Raw genomic sequence first — 14318 nt, forward strand, 5'->3', positions numbered from 1 at the left:
GCCTAATCCTCTTTATGGTGGAGGCGGAAAGCTGGCTTTTGATTGCCATCGCGGTGGCGGCGGTGATTGTTGCGCCGACCATTGAAGTGCCGTTGGGATTCCCGGTGGAAGTTGCGGCGGTTGCCCTTCCCGTGCCCCCGAAAACCACCCTTGCGATCATTTTTCCGCCGGGGCAGGGGCCGTTCAGGCGTAATCTTGACCGGCACTTGTTCCGCGGAATCCTTGGTCAGATCATTCAATAAGGCCGCGACCAGTTCAACGGCCGGATGATCTTCCAAGAGCTGGGCGGCCGCTTCTTGGTACTTTTCCGTCGTCGGGTCTTGAATCAAAGTCTGAATGTCATTGACCGCACTGGCCACTTGCCCGCGGAAGGCCTCTTCTTCGGTTGGCGGCTTCAATGGCAGCATCCGCACCTTCGTCAGCTTTTCGATTTCGTGCAGATAGTCCATTTCGTTGGGCGTCACAAACGTTAACGACACCCCGTGGTGCCCGGCCCGCCCCGTCCGGCCGATCCGGTGCACGTAAGAATCGGGATCGGATGGAATATCGTAGTTATAAACGTGAGTTACGCCCGAGATATCCAAGCCCCGCGCGGCCACATCAGTTGCCACTAAAATATCCAATTCGCCGGCCTTGAAGCGCTTCATGATTTTCGTCCGGCGTTCCTGGGTCAAGTCACCGTGAATGCCAGCCGAATTGTACCCCCGCGCCAACAAGCCCCGGGATAATTCATCCACCCGGCGTTTGGTCCGCCCAAAGACGATCGTTAAGTCCGGATCTTGGACATCGATTAAGCGCGTCATAATATCAAACTTCTCGTAATCCTTCGCCCGGATGTAGTATTGGTCCACCAAGTCCGTCGTCAATTCCTTGGCCGCAATCTTCACCGTTTGCGGGTCTTGCATAAATTGGACGCCGATCTTTTTAATCGCTGGTGGCATCGTAGCGGAAAACAGCAAGGTTTGCCGGGTCGCTGGCGTTTCTTTGATGATTGCTTCAATATCATCCAAAAAGCCCATGTTCAACATTTCGTCGGCTTCGTCCAAAACTAAGGTCTGCACGTGGTCTAATTGGACCGTTTGCCGGTTGAGGTGATCCCGCAGCCGCCCCGGGGTCCCCACCAAAATTTGGGGATGCTGTTTCAGCGCCTTAATTTGGCGGCGAATATCCGCCCCACCGTACACGACTTGCACCTTCACGTGCTTATCCCGTCCCAAACGGAACAGCTCTTCTTGCGTTTGGATGGCCAACTCCCGGGTCGGCGAAATAATAATCGCTTGGATGGCGGGATTATCCAAATCAACGTGTTCCAACAATGGCAACCCGAATGCCGCCGTCTTCCCGGTCCCGGTCTGGGCTTGCCCAATCACGTCTTGGCCCGCTAAGACCAGGGGAATGGTCTGTTCTTGAATGGGGGTTGCTTCTTCATAACCACTCTTCTGAATCGCTCGTAATAAATTCTTTGATAAACCTAGTTCGCCAAATTTCAAATTGTCACCTCATGTTACTTGATTGTTTTAGTAAGTTCGTGGAAAAGCCCTTATTTATAACGCAAAATTGCGGCAAGGAGGCTTTCATTTCCGTTGCCGCAACGTTTTGAACTGCTATTCTGCCGTTTGGCGCAGGACGGCTAAGGTCTGCTCCAAGTGTAAGCCATGGCTGGCCTTGAGCAAGACCACATCCCCCGCTTGCAAATCTGCGGCCAAGGCTTGGGCCATTTCAGCCTGAGCAGTCGCTGCAAAGTAGTGCAAGTCACTGGTCGGGTAGCCTTGAGCCAATAAGCGATCCCGCAAAGCGGCCATTTCGGTCCCGATCAAGTAGACTTCAGCAAATTGTTCATGACTGATACTGTCCGCCAAGCTTGCGTGCAATTCCGCGCTCGCCGCGCCGAGTTCCAACATATCCCCTAAGACCAACACCTTTTTCCCTTGGGCGGGCACTTCGGTCAAGGTCTTAACGACCTCTTTGACCGCCGTCGGATTCGAATTATAAACGTCCGATAAAATGCGTTCCCCATTTTGCCCCAGGACCCATTCCGTGCGGTTGGCCGTCAGATCAAAGTGCGCCAACGCCTGCTTCATGTGGGCTGGGGTCACGTGCAGCAAGCGGCCGACTTCCATCGCCGCCAAGGCATTGTTGACGTTGTATTCCCCCACCACTGGGATGGTAAAGGTTTCGTCTGGCCATTCATTGACTTTAAAAGTTACGTGATCATCAGCGGGGGTGACACTGGTCGCGTAAAGATCGTTGTCCAATTGGCGCCCAAAGGTCCGGTGGGCTTGGGCCAACTCCTTCACCCGGGCTTGTAACAACGGTTCGTCCCCATTAAAGACCAAATACCCATCTTCTTGGAGCCCATGGGTAATTTCCATCTTGGCATCGGCAATCTTATCACGGGTGCCAAAGAATTCAATGTGGGCTTCCCCAATCATCGTAATCACGGCAATATCAGGCGTGGCCAGCCGACTCAAGGCATCCAATTCACCAAAATGGTCCATCCCCATTTCAACCACCACTGCCTCGGTGCTGGCATCCATGTTCAACAGCGTCACTGGCACCCCAATGTCATTATTGAAGTTGGCATGGGTCTTGGTGACGTTCATTTGGGTCGCCAGGATGGCTGCAATCATGTCTTTAGTGGTCGTCTTGCCATTGCTGCCGGTTACCGCCACAACCATTGGATTAATCTTATGCAAGTAGTACTTGCCAAGGGCCTGCAAAGCCGCCAGGGGATCGTCGACTACCAAGCGGGGGTGGCCGTCAGCGATGTAATCGTGATCCGCCGCCCACAAGGCTGCCGCCGCCCCGTTTTCGAAGGCATTCGCGACAAATTTATGCCCATCCTGAGCGCCGGCCAATGGCACAAATAAAGCCCCCGGGTTCAGCGTCCGACTATCAAACGCCACACTGGTAACCGTTAAATCTTGCCATTGGGAAATGTCATTTTGCGCCTGCACCGCTTTAGCGATTTCGGCTAATTCCATTTTCATCGGTTTACTTCCTCTTCTTCTGATCTCGTATTAGTCAATTATTGATTATATCACTGAACGAAGTGTGAAGCGAACCACCAACCAAAAAAGAGGGCCGCGGCCCTCAATTCCTTGTTCACTTACATTTGTTTCAAACGTTCAATCCGCGCGTCCAGCGGCGGGTGGGTATCAAAAAGATGACTGAACTTTTCCCCGGCCGGTTCATTAATGTACAGGGCCGAACTGTTCGGGTCAGCATTTTGCATGGCTGGCGCGCCTTTTAAGGCTTCCAATGCTCGGATCATGCCCTGGGGATTACGCGTCAGTTCAACGGCCCCCGCATCAGCCAGGTATTCCCGGTTGCGCGACAGTGCCATCTGCGCAATTGACGCGGCTAACGGCGCTAAAATAATCAACAGCAAGGATCCCACCATGGCCAAGGCGCCACCGCCATCCCGCCGGTCATCATCGCGATTGGCCCCACCAAACCACCAAGCGTGGCTGGCAAAGTTCACCAATAAGCCAATCGCTGACGCTAGGGCCAAGGCAATCGTTTGCAAGCGAATATCGTAATTCCGGACGTGGGTCATTTCGTGGGCCATTACCCCCTCTAATTGTTCCCGGTCCATGAGTTGCAACAAGCCGGTGGTCGCTGCTACCGCCGCATGCTCAGGATTATTCCCGGTCGCAAAGGCATTGGGACTGGGATCATCAATGACAAAGACCCGCGGCATTGGGACTTGGGCCACCAAGGCCATGTCTTCGACCACGTGCCATAGGGCTGGAAACTGGTCCGCACTGGTAATTTCATGCGCATTATTCATCCGCATCACGACATCCGTGGATTGCCCGATCATCACCGAGGTATAGATCAAGGCAATAATCAACGCAATTACAACCCCGCCAGTCGCACTACCAGCAAAGAGGCGGCCCACCGCCGCCCCAATCAGGGCCACTAGCAAGGTAAAACCGGCCATGACGTAAACCGTCCGGCGCTTATTCATCGCAATTTGTTGGTATAACATCGCCCAACCCCTAGTCTAAATCATCAAACGAAACTTGCGGGGCCGCTTTGGCTTCTTGTGGTACTTGCAAGTAATCCAAGGCCGTAAAGTGATGTTTTTTCGCCACGAGGTTGGCCGGGAAGTTTTGAATCTTTGCGTTAAAGTTGGCCACAACCGAATTGTACAATTGGCGCGAGTAGGCAATCTTGTTTTCGGTGTTGCTTAACTCTTCCATCAATTTGCTGTATTCAGCGCTGGCCTTCAAGTCCGGGTAGTTTTCCGCAACTGCGTACAAGGAGTTCAGCGCCCCACTCAGCTTGTCAGAAACTTCCATCAGCTTTTGGTGATCCCCCGCTGGCAAATTAACAATTTGTTGGCGCAACTGGGTAACTTCTTCTAAGGTCTTCTTTTCGTACTTCGAATACCCCTTCACCGTCGCCAAGAGGTTAGGAATCAGATCATTCCGGCGTTGCAGCTGGACGTCAATTTGGCTCCAAGATTCATCCGCATGCGTCTTAAGGTTAATCAAACCGTTATAAGTTGCAACATACCAAATGACCACGGCAACGATAACCACCAGCAGAATAATTAAAGCAATCATTAAAAAATTTTTCCTCCTTCATCTTCCGTTTCGTTTATCAGTTAATTGTACCAAGTCCCCTGCCCCCTGACTAGCCAAATCCCTTTTCTTTCCGTATCATTGATTTAGTTCATGATTTGGAGGGAAAAAATGAAAGTCTTATTTGTCTGCCTCGGCAATATTTGCCGTTCACCAATGGCCGAAGCGATGTTTTATCACGACTTGCAAACCGCCGGCTTAACGGACCAAGTTGAAGTTGCTTCAGCAGCCACATCTAGCTATGAAGAAGGGAATCGGCCCCACCCGGGCACCCAAAAGATCCTGGCCAAGTACGGGCTTGATGATCGCCACCACCGTTCCCGCCCGCTGACGGCGGCCGACTTTGCCGAATATGATCTGATTATCGGTATGGATGAAATGAACATGGCCGATTTAAAACGCCGGGCCCCCAAGCAATACCAAGATCGCCTGTTTGCGATTAACGACTTAACTCCTGGCCACCAGGGTGAGGCGATCCCCGATCCGTGGTATACCCACCGCTTTCAAGATACTTACGACAGCTTAAAGCGGGCCTTGCCGTATTGGTTGGCCTACGTCCAAAAACACCTTTAAACATAAAAAAGCGACGCCTTCATCACGAGGCGTCGCTTTTTGCTTACTGAATTTGGGTAATTTGCTTGGTCGCTTGGTTGTAATCATAGATCCCAATAAAGTTGGCAATCGTTTTGTCGGAATTATCCTGCCGGACTTCGAAGCGGTAAACGTCCCCGTTCTTGCTGATCGGCATAATCCCGTAGCCTTCCTTATTGAAACCAGCCTGGTTGGCAAAACTGCTGATGACATCCTCGCTCGTCGCACTGGCGGCCGCCGCATTGGCCACGGGTTGGTTGCTTGGCAGTGGGGCTCCCGTGCCCGTACTTTCCTTGGCCGAGGCGATCTGGCTGCGCAACTTGCCATAAGCCGACTTCATCGTGGCACTGGACGATTTGACCGTCGACAAACTGGTCGTGGCTTCGTCTAAATTGTTCTTCTTCAAGCTTTCCTTGGCGGCCAAGTAATTCCGGAGGTCCCGGCGTAAGGCCTTGGTCGTCGTCGTTTGGTGGTCCACCTCATTTAAGGTGTCTAGGGCCGCTTGGTACTTACCCTGACTGATTAAGTGGTTGGCTTGTTTAACGGCTTTCGCGGCCGCACTAGTCGTTTGACTCGTCGTGGATGAGGATGAATTATCGCTAGTGGCTTTTGAACTGCCACAAGCCGCCAGCGACAACGCCATCCCCAACGCGGCGGTACTGATTAAAATGCGCTTGGTAATTTGGCTGCTCATAAATTATCCTCCATCCTATTAATGCCAAGTATCATTGCCCCCAGGGGAGCTAGTAACATTATTGTAACATTTCTCGGCTAGTTCGTCACTTTTGCTTCGGAAGCGCTTTAAGCCTGCGGCAGAGTCTTCAGCGTCCGCCCAGTTTTTAATTGTACCGGGAGCACAACTTGCGCTGGCGTGGTGCGATGGTTAAGTTTGTCTTCCAGCAAAGCAACCGCTTGCTCAGCCATTGCCGCTAAGGGTTGAATAATCGTGGCTAATTGGGGGAGCAGCCGCTGAATGGTCTTAGTGCCATCATAACCGATAATTTGTAATTGCTCCGGCACCGCATACCCTTCCTCTCGAGCAAGATCAAGCAGCAGCGCAGCATCGATATCATTACTGGCAAAAATAGCATCGACTTCTGGGTGTTCGGCAAAAAGCCGTTGAAAGCAAGTCCGGTTAGCTGCCTCATCCGAGAGGCTTGGGTAGGTAATTACCGGTCGCTGATGAGCCTGCATCACATCGATATAAGCCTGCTGGCGAGCAGTATCTTGGGCGTTTAGGGGCGTTAGGTTGTCCGTGTGAATAATGTGTTGCGCCCCCCGCTTGATTAAAGCTTCGCATGCTAACTTGGCCCCCGCGTAATTGTCTGAATACACAACCGGTATGTCATCCCGTAAATAGCGGTCAATCGCCACAATTGGCAGGTTCGCGTGTTGATACTCATCAATGTTAGTGTTATGCGTCGCAATAATCAGACCATCAACCTGGTGCCCTAATAATTGCCGTAAGTAGCGCTGTTCTTTAGCCGGATTTCCCTCGGCGCCGCTCACTAAAACTTTATACCCCCGTTGAAATAGCCGTTGCTCCAGCTGAGCGGTTAGTTCACCAAAGAATGGGGTGGCCACCGTCGGGACAATAATCCCAATCAAATTAGTCCGTTGTGAATGCATTTGCTGGGCAATCACATTGGGGTGGTAATTTAAAGCTGCCATAGCTTCTTCTACCTTGGTAATCGTTTTTTGGCTCAAGTAGCCCCGCCGGTTAATCACCCGTGAAACGGTAGCTTTTGAAACTCCGGCTAGTTCAGCAACATCTTCTAATTTAATTTTTTTGGTCATCTTTGCTTCTTCCCATCTGTAATCTTAAATCCTATTTTACCAAGCTCAGCCGTTGTTTTCATTTCCTTTTTCATTAGACCATTTAAATTTCAACTCACTAATAATGCGTCGGGGAGGAAATTATCCCTAGCAAACCATTTAAGTGAAACATTTTATTTTATGTCCACCGATTGACAGAAACCGTTAACAAAGGTATTCTGTTCCCAGAAAGCGCTTTACTAATTACATTTGAGGTGAACAAGATGGCTAAGCAAACGACCACTCCCCTTACCGTCACCAACCCGCGTTACCGGCAAGCCTTCCACATTATGACACCGGGCGGCTGGCTCAACGATCCTAACGGAGTGTGCTATTTTAAGGGTTATTACCATGTCTTTTACCAATTTAATCCCTACTCTGCTGAATGGGGACCCATGCACTGGGGCCACGTTCGCAGCAAGGATCTGCTTCACTGGGAACAATTACCGATTGCCCTGACGCCAGGTGATCCTGAAGATACCGGTGGCTGCTTTTCGGGGTCGGCGATTGTTAAAGATGATCGCTTGTACCTAATTTACACTGGTCACCACTACTACCGAGCTGATGACCTCGATCATTTCTGGGAAAACCAAAACGTCGCTTATAGCGATGACGGGATTCACTTCACGAAAGCCGAAGCCAACCCGGTAATCGAAGCCCCTGCCGATAATACCCAGGACTTTAGGGACCCCAAGGTGTGGGAACACAACGGGAAGTACTACTTGGTTGTCGGGGGGAGCCAAACTAAAGGTCACCTAGGCCGGCTCTTATTCTATGAATCAACAGACTTACTGCACTGGCAATTCCGTGGGCCCATTGGTCAAGCCAGCGCTAGCCAAGACGAAGGCTTTATGTGGGAATGCCCCGACACCTTCCGGTTAAACGGGGCTGACGTAACCCTTTTTTCGCCCATGGGAATGCAAAACCGCGGGCACGCCTTTTTAAACGAAAACCCCGCCAGCTACTTTGTTGGGCACCTTGATTATCAAACGGCCACTTACCGGACCGATGAACCCTTCCATTCTGCTGACAGCGGCCACAATTTCTACGCTACCCAAACCTTCCTGGCTCCAGACGGCCGGCGGATCATGTGGGCGTGGATGAGCCCCTTTGCTGAAAAAATGGCTGAACAAGCCGACGGGTGGGCCGGGTGCTTAACAATGCCACGTGAATTAACCTTGAAAAACGGGCGGCTCTGCCAAGCCCCAATCCAAGAATTCACCGCCCTGCGGCAAAAAAAGGACTTGGCTTCAGAACTTACTTTAAATTCGACCGCGCAAACCCTCGCGCTCAAAGACGCCCAACACAGTGAAGTAATCTTAAAGGGTCTCACCGGGGTGCCCTTAATTTGGCAATTGGCTGATGAGCAAGGGAGCTTAATCACCTTGACCTACCAAAACGGGGAATTAACCCTCGCCGCCCGCGACAAAGACCTCCGTTACGCGGCTTGCCCGCGTTTGACGGCCTTGCACTTCTTCGTGGACACCAGCTCGGTAGAAATCTTCGTGAATGATGGTGAAACGACCTTTACCGAACGCTTCTACACCACTGGCTCCGTCTACCAAACCCTGCAAAGTAAGCAAGCAGCTACCATTCAAGCAACGGGCTTTACTTTAGGATTAGCTTAATGAAAGGATGAATTCGAATGAACAGCAAGCATGAATGGAAAAACCCCTTTTATTTGAGTTATTCCACCAATATTTTACTCTTCTTTGCTGGTTGGGGGATCTGGTGGTCCTTCTTCCAAATCTGGCTCACGACCAAAGAAGGGTTTAGCGGCGCCCAAGTCGGCGTTATCTACTCCTTTAACTCCGCCATTTCTTTATTTGTCAACCTCGCGTACAGTAACGTCCAAGACCGGCTGGGGACTAAGCGGGGACTCTTAATTTTCTGTGCAATCTTGCAATTATTGTTGGGACCTTTCTTTACTTGGCTGTACGTGCCAATTTTACATGCTCACTTTATGCTCGGGGCCTTGCTTGGGTCGGTATATTTAACCCTAGCCTACCTGTCGGCCTCACCAATGTTTGAAGCCTTGACCGAGCGGATGTCACGGCGCTTTGGTTACCAATACGGCCAAGCCCGGGCCTGGGGATCATTTGGGTACGCGATTTCCGCGCTGTGCGCTGGCTTTTTGTTCACGGTTAGCCCGTACCTCGTCTTTTGGCTGGGTTCGGCCATCGCCGCCGTTTTGCTGGTGTCCTTATTAGTTTGGAACCCGATTCGCAACCCGCAAACGGTCGCGAAGTTCATCGACCACGCGGAAAACGAACGGGAAGCTACCCCACCGACCACCAAGGAATTCTTAAACGTCTTTAAGATCAAGAGCCTGTGGGAAATGGCGATCTTCTTAGTCTTTAGTGGGACCTTCTATACGATTTTTGACCAGCAAATGTTCCCCCAATTCTTCACCCAATTCTTTGCTACTCAAGCAACCGGGGACCACATGTATGGGATCTTAAACTCCGTTGAGGTCTTTTTGGAAGCCATCATGATGGGCCTCGTGCCACCACTGATGAAAAAGATCGGGTTGCGGCGGACGATCTTGATCGGAACGGCCTTTATGTTGATTCGGATCGGGGGCTGTGGCTTGATTACCAATCCGGTCGGTGTCTCCTTTATTAAGCTCCTCCACGCCCCGGAAACAGCAATCTTTGTTGTCGTAATGTTCCGCTACTACACCTTGCACTACGACCCACGGATTTCGGCAACCATCAACATCGTTACTGGGATCGCCGGGGCCATTGGACAAGTCTTACTCTCCACGCCGCTGGGGATGCTTCGTGATCACATCGGCTACCGGCCAACTTTCTTCGTGATCGCCGCCATTGTTTTATGCGCTTGGCTTTACGGCTTTATGATCATCCGCAAAGACGATCAAGAAGTCAACGGTCAGCCAATGAAAGAATAAGCGTGTCACGATTGGTTTAATTTCAACTAAAAATCAATTCCTAACGCATCCCGGAATTGTTAGAGCAAAGCTTCTAACAGTTCCGGGATGCGTTTAATCATTAACGATGATCTTACAGCCGTTACCGGACGGTCTTAAATTTAGCCAATCCGCGAGGCCCGTTGGAGAAATTCTTTCCATGAAATGAGCCTGAATCGATTGCTAACCAGCCAGCTGCTCTTTTCCATTGCTTTGCCGGGATTAACCACAAAGTATTTTACGGGAAAGAGTACTTTTTGTTTCTCCCGCTCACTAAAGAACTTGCAAAAAACGGACCGGGCCAAGCCCGATCCGTTTGGTCCCCCGCGTCCGGTTGCGGGAGTTAAGTAAAGTAAGTTTTCCGCTATCCAGGAGAGAGATAGGTATTAGTTTTGTTCCATCACGACTTGACCATTCGCGGTAATGGTAAAGGTCTTGTTGGCAGCATCAGCCACCAGGACGGCCTCATTTTGGCCGGCTGCATCCGTGCGCACGACCTTGATCGTCGTATCACTTGGCGTCGTGACTTCAATTGACCCATCCAGGTCAAAGGCCGCAAATTGGTTGCGCCAGGTCAATAATTGCAACAGGTTGGCAACAACTGGCCGTTGGACTTCCTTGGCCACTTCTTCTTTCGTATAGTAGTGCCGGTTGATGTTACGCCCTTCCTTGGTTTCTTCCAGCAACTTCAAATCATTGCTGCCGGCCAGCAAACCAACATAGTAGACCATCGGAATCCCCGGGGCAAAGATTTGGAAGGCCCGGGATAAGAGGTAAGCCCGGTCGTCATCACCGAGGGCCGAGTAGTAAGTGGAATTGATTTGGTAGATGTCTAAATTGTTGTATTCAGCTGACGAGTACTTCCGCTTCACGTTGGCCCCCACCTTGTACAGTTCATTGGAGGCATATTCGATTTCTTCGTCGGTCAGAATATCCTTGGCATCTACCACCCCGATCCCATCGTGGGTGTCCAAGGTGGTAAATTGCTTCATCGGACTCATCTTTAACCACTTGGCCAACCGGGCCGTCTTCCCGGAGTACAAGGTGTACAGGGTCGTCATTGGCAAGGTAAAGTCGTAAATAAAGAAATCATGGGCCGAGATCTTTTGGGGAATCGTGTAGTGTTCGTGAATTTCCGGCAGAATTTCCGCCTTGTAAGGGGCCAAGATCGCTTGCACTTCATTTAAGAGGTCCCAAATTTCTGGTTCTACGAAAAAGTCGTTGGTATCAACCTTCTTAATTGCGTAGGCAAAGGCGTCCAGGCGAATCATGTCAGCCCCGTGCTTGACCATGTCAATCAACGTTTGCTTAAAGAATGCATTGGCGACTTGACTCTTGACGTTGATGTCAATTTGTTCTTCCCCAAAGGTGTTCCATAAGTGTTCCACCGTCCCATCGGCAAATTCGATGGCTTGCTTAGGCGCCTTGTCCTTGCGCTTGTAGATCAAATCTACATCCGCTTGGGTTGGCCGCTGAGCGCCGGCTTGTTCCCAGAACTTTTCCCAGCGAATGAAGAAATCGGCGTACTTGGAATCATCGTGCTTGGCCTTAAAATCTTGGTACATTTCTGATTTCTTAGAAATGTGGTTGATCATAAAGTCAAACATCAAGTAGTAGTCTTCCCCTAAAGCTTCGACATCATCCCAGTCCCCAAAAGCCGGGTCGACAACATCATAGCGGTACGGGGCAAAGCCGCGGTCCCCGGTTGACGGGAAGAATGGCAATAAGTGGACCCCACCAATCGCGTCCTTGATGTAAGTCTTTAAGACTTCGTGGGTTTCCTTAATGTTTTTCCCCATCGAATCGGAATAGGTAATCAGCATTGCTTTGTTCTGAATCGGCATGGTAATTCCTCCAAAAAGTTTAAATTAATGATTTTCGACAACGTTTCGACTTTGCGACCACCGGGCCACCCAAATGCCAGCGGCAATCATGAGCAAGCTCAGCCCATAGACCCAGAAAGGCGCGGCCAGCCCTGGTCCACTCATCGGCTGTCCTAATAGGTCATTTAAGGCCGCGGCCAAACTTGGCGAGAAGAAGGCCCCGAAATTAAAGCCAATCAACACCAAGGACGTGACCAGGGGTTGTTGGTGCTGTGGTGCTAAGTTAGGTAATAAATTAAAGATCAACGGTGACACTAACTGCAAGGGGAAGCCAATCAATAACAAGCCCGCGACCAATAAGCCGAAGTTGGCTTGTCCCCAGTAAAACAAGAAGTTCGCCAGGGCCATAACCAGCAAGCCCAAGTAGACGGTGCCAAAGCCCAGCCACTTTTGTAAGCTCCCGTAACAAAGGCCCCCCAGCGTGGCCCCGATCAACATCAAGGATAAGAAGTTCGCTGCCCCCGTATACTGGGCGCCGTTAAGGACGACCGCCAAACTGGCGAAGCGATTTTCCATCCCGACGTAATCGACCACCAAGAAGAAGGCAAAGGCCACTAACAGCGCCACCATTGGGCTGATTTGGCTTGGTTGCCCCGCCGCGGCGTGCGACGTTGGTTGGGTTGGATCAGCCGCGCCAACTTGATCCTCGGGCACGCGCCAAGCGAAGAAGCCCAACGCGACAAAGGCCAATAAATAAACCAGGAAGGAGGCGTGCCAACCACTGACGGTTAACAAAATCCCCGCCACAAAGAGGGTAAAGGCTTGGCCAATTTGTTCCGCGGCTGCCCGCCACCCTAACATCTGCGCCCGGGTTGGCTCTTGGTACCAAACCGAGATCAAGGCAATCGCCTGGGAATTGTAAAGCCCAAACCCGGCCCCCAACAAGAGCCGCGAGGCCAGGATCACCCAGTAGTTTTGGATGTTAAAGAAGGGCACGACCCCCATGACCCCCACCAGGGTCACGCCGGCCATAATCATTTGCTTATCGGAAATCTTCAGGCTGGCTTGCAACAGCGGCGACAAAACCACAAAAATCATTACCGCAAACGCCGGCATCGTGGCTAAATACTCTGCTTGCGTTTGCGTTACGTGCAGCGCTGCCTTTAGCTGTGGCAAGGCTCCCTGCACCGCATAAGCACTGGTCAGCATAAACGAGACCGATAAAAAGGCCAGTTTGGTGACCAGTGAATCTTTGCTTGTTTTCACAATCAAAACTCCATTTCAACTGGGGCGAACCGATCACGTCCCCCCAGGTTCTCTCTTAATGTGCGTTTCGAAACTATCAAGAGGTTATCATTTGAAGCGGTTTCTGTCAATCGATTGACAGAAAAAATAATTTGGCTAATGTTAATCGATTGACACAAATGCTTGCGCCACATGGGATTGGGCCTCGTGGTGGTTCGTGAATTTTTTCGCAAGCCAACGCAAAAAAAATGACCGGCCCCGCTATCGCGTTGCCGATCCTTTCAATTTCAACTCAAGTTTAGTTTGCTTCGCCCTCTTGCTTAAACCGTTCGTTAAACAAAGGACTTACCGGCCGGTTTTCGTTGATCCGCTTGATAGCCGCGCCAATCAATGGGCCAACGGAAACCTGCTTAATCTTTGCAATTTGCTTTTCTTCTGGCAGACGAATCGAGTCAGTTACGACGACTTCTTTAATCGGCGCTGCGGCCAGCCGTTCGATCGCCGGACCCGATAAGACCGCGTGGGTACAAGAAACGTAAACTTCCTTAGCCCCCGCATCCATCAAGGCTTGGGCCCCCTTGGAGATCGTCCCGGCCGTATCAATCATGTCGTCAATCATGATGCACTTTTTGCCCTTGACGTCCCCAATGATGTTCATAATCTTCGCCACGTTCGCCTTTGGCCGCCGCTTGTCAATAATGGCAATTGGCGCCTTTAAAAATTCGGCCAAAGCCCGGGCCCGCACGACCCCACCGTGGTCCGGGGAGACCACGACGGCTTCTTTGGCGACCCCTTCGCGCAAGAAGTAGTCGGCCAACAGGGGTGCCCCCATCAGGTGATCGACTGGAATATCGAAGAACCCTTGAATTTGCGCCGCGTGCAAGTCTAAGGCAATTACCCGGTCGACCCCGGAATTTTGCAGCATGTTGGCCACCAGCTTGGCCGTAATTGGTTCCCGGGACCGGGCCTTGCGGTCTTGACGCGCATAGCCGTAGTACGGAATTACCACGTTGATCGTCTTGGCGCTGGCCCGCCGCAAGGCATCAACTAAAATCAACAGTTCCATCAAATTGTCATTGACCGGCGCTGACGTCGATTGAATGACGTAAACATTGTCGCCACGAATACTTTCCTCAATGTTGATTTGAATTTCGCCGTCACTAAAGCGATCCACGGCTAATTTCCCCAATTCAACCCCGACTTCATCGGCAATTTTTTGTGCCAATGGTCGGTTGGAACTCAAAGCAAAAATCTTGAGCTTGGAATCAAAATAACGTTCTTTCATTAGGCCCTCCAAAGCAAAAATACTCCCTAGCTATCCAC

The 14318-nt window shown here is 51.0% G+C and carries 12 protein-coding genes; 3 read left to right on the plus strand and 9 right to left on the minus strand.

Annotation, left to right across the window (positions count from 1 at the left end):
- Window positions 1–2: 2 nt before the first annotated feature.
- From cshA to FC43_RS08000, 4 genes are all read right to left on the minus strand, one after another.
- On the minus strand, window positions 3–1490 hold the full coding sequence (cshA, locus tag FC43_RS07985) for a degradosome RNA helicase CshA (RefSeq protein ID WP_056955287.1): 1488 nt from the start codon (window positions 1488–1490) through the stop codon (window positions 3–5).
- Between the two features lie 114 nt (window positions 1491–1604).
- On the minus strand, window positions 1605–2990 hold the full coding sequence (locus FC43_RS07990; RefSeq protein WP_019206527.1) for a UDP-N-acetylmuramoyl-tripeptide--D-alanyl-D-alanine ligase: 1386 nt from the start codon (window positions 2988–2990) through the stop codon (window positions 1605–1607).
- 119 nt (window positions 2991–3109) lie between these two features.
- On the minus strand, window positions 3110–3994 hold the full coding sequence (htpX, locus tag FC43_RS07995; RefSeq protein ID WP_056955288.1) for a zinc metalloprotease HtpX: 885 nt from the start codon (window positions 3992–3994) through the stop codon (window positions 3110–3112).
- Between the two features lie 10 nt (window positions 3995–4004).
- Window positions 4005–4571: a LemA family protein gene (locus FC43_RS08000; RefSeq protein WP_040470053.1), complete on the minus strand. Its 567-nt coding sequence runs from the start codon at window positions 4569–4571 to the stop codon at window positions 4005–4007.
- A 132-nt stretch (window positions 4572–4703) separates the two neighbouring features.
- Between FC43_RS08000 and FC43_RS08005 the strand changes: the two genes are divergently transcribed.
- Complete coding sequence (locus FC43_RS08005; protein WP_056955289.1) at window positions 4704–5165, plus strand: low molecular weight protein-tyrosine-phosphatase; 462 nt, start codon at window positions 4704–4706, stop codon at window positions 5163–5165.
- Window positions 5166–5208: 43 nt separating this feature from the next.
- Here the strand turns inward: FC43_RS08005 and FC43_RS08010 are convergent, their stop codons facing one another.
- Both FC43_RS08010 and FC43_RS08015 read right to left on the minus strand, forming a co-directional pair.
- Window positions 5209–5877 (minus strand): hypothetical protein, encoded by a 669-nt coding sequence (locus FC43_RS08010; protein WP_056955290.1) that lies wholly within the window; start codon window positions 5875–5877, stop codon window positions 5209–5211.
- Between the two features lie 107 nt (window positions 5878–5984).
- Complete coding sequence (locus FC43_RS08015; protein ID WP_056955291.1) at window positions 5985–6980, minus strand: LacI family DNA-binding transcriptional regulator; 996 nt, start codon at window positions 6978–6980, stop codon at window positions 5985–5987.
- A 242-nt stretch (window positions 6981–7222) separates the two neighbouring features.
- On the opposite strand from FC43_RS08015, the gene FC43_RS08020 reads away from it, so the two are divergent.
- Complete coding sequence (locus tag FC43_RS08020; protein ID WP_056955292.1) at window positions 7223–8626, plus strand: glycoside hydrolase family 32 protein; 1404 nt, start codon at window positions 7223–7225, stop codon at window positions 8624–8626.
- Window positions 8627–8643: 17 nt separating this feature from the next.
- Window positions 8644–9909, plus strand: a complete 1266-nt coding sequence (locus FC43_RS08025; protein WP_056955293.1) for an oligosaccharide MFS transporter — start codon at window positions 8644–8646, stop codon at window positions 9907–9909.
- Window positions 9910–10313: 404 nt separating this feature from the next.
- Here FC43_RS08025 and gtfA read toward each other — a convergent pair whose 3' ends face one another.
- From gtfA to FC43_RS08040, 3 genes are all read right to left on the minus strand, one after another.
- Window positions 10314–11771, minus strand: a complete 1458-nt coding sequence (gene gtfA, locus FC43_RS08030) for a sucrose phosphorylase (RefSeq protein WP_056955294.1) — start codon at window positions 11769–11771, stop codon at window positions 10314–10316.
- Between the two features lie 24 nt (window positions 11772–11795).
- On the minus strand, window positions 11796–12959 hold the full coding sequence (locus FC43_RS08035; protein ID WP_056955417.1) for an MFS transporter: 1164 nt from the start codon (window positions 12957–12959) through the stop codon (window positions 11796–11798).
- 334 nt (window positions 12960–13293) lie between these two features.
- A complete protein-coding gene (locus FC43_RS08040; protein WP_019206519.1) occupies window positions 13294–14280 on the minus strand; it encodes a ribose-phosphate diphosphokinase in 987 nt (328 codons plus the stop codon).
- Between the last annotated feature and the right edge of the window lie 38 nt (window positions 14281–14318).

The sequence above is a fragment of the Limosilactobacillus ingluviei DSM 15946 genome (assembly GCF_001435775.1).
Classification (GTDB): Bacteria; Bacillota; Bacilli; order Lactobacillales; family Lactobacillaceae; genus Limosilactobacillus; species Limosilactobacillus ingluviei.

Bases quoted from the DNA above. Each gene is read 5' to 3' on its own strand.
- FC43_RS07990 (WP_019206527.1), bottom strand. From the start codon at position 2,990: ATGAAAATGGAATTAGCCGAAATCGCTAAAGCGGTGCAGGCGCAAAAT.
- htpX (WP_056955288.1), bottom strand. From the start codon at position 3,994: ATGTTATACCAACAAATTGCGATGAATAAGCGCCGGACGGTTTACGTC.
- FC43_RS08005 (WP_056955289.1), top strand. From the start codon at position 4,704: ATGAAAGTCTTATTTGTCTGCCTCGGCAATATTTGCCGTTCACCAATG.
- FC43_RS08010 (WP_056955290.1), bottom strand. From the start codon at position 5,877: ATGAGCAGCCAAATTACCAAGCGCATTTTAATCAGTACCGCCGCGTTG.
- FC43_RS08015 (WP_056955291.1), bottom strand. From the start codon at position 6,980: ATGACCAAAAAAATTAAATTAGAAGATGTTGCTGAACTAGCCGGAGTT.
- FC43_RS08020 (WP_056955292.1), top strand. From the start codon at position 7,223: ATGGCTAAGCAAACGACCACTCCCCTTACCGTCACCAACCCGCGTTAC.
- FC43_RS08025 (WP_056955293.1), top strand. From the start codon at position 8,644: ATGAACAGCAAGCATGAATGGAAAAACCCCTTTTATTTGAGTTATTCC.
- gtfA (WP_056955294.1), bottom strand. From the start codon at position 11,771: ATGCCGATTCAGAACAAAGCAATGCTGATTACCTATTCCGATTCGATG.
- FC43_RS08035 (WP_056955417.1), bottom strand. From the start codon at position 12,959: ATGCTGACCAGTGCTTATGCGGTGCAGGGAGCCTTGCCACAGCTAAAG.
- FC43_RS08040 (WP_019206519.1), bottom strand. From the start codon at position 14,280: ATGAAAGAACGTTATTTTGATTCCAAGCTCAAGATTTTTGCTTTGAGT.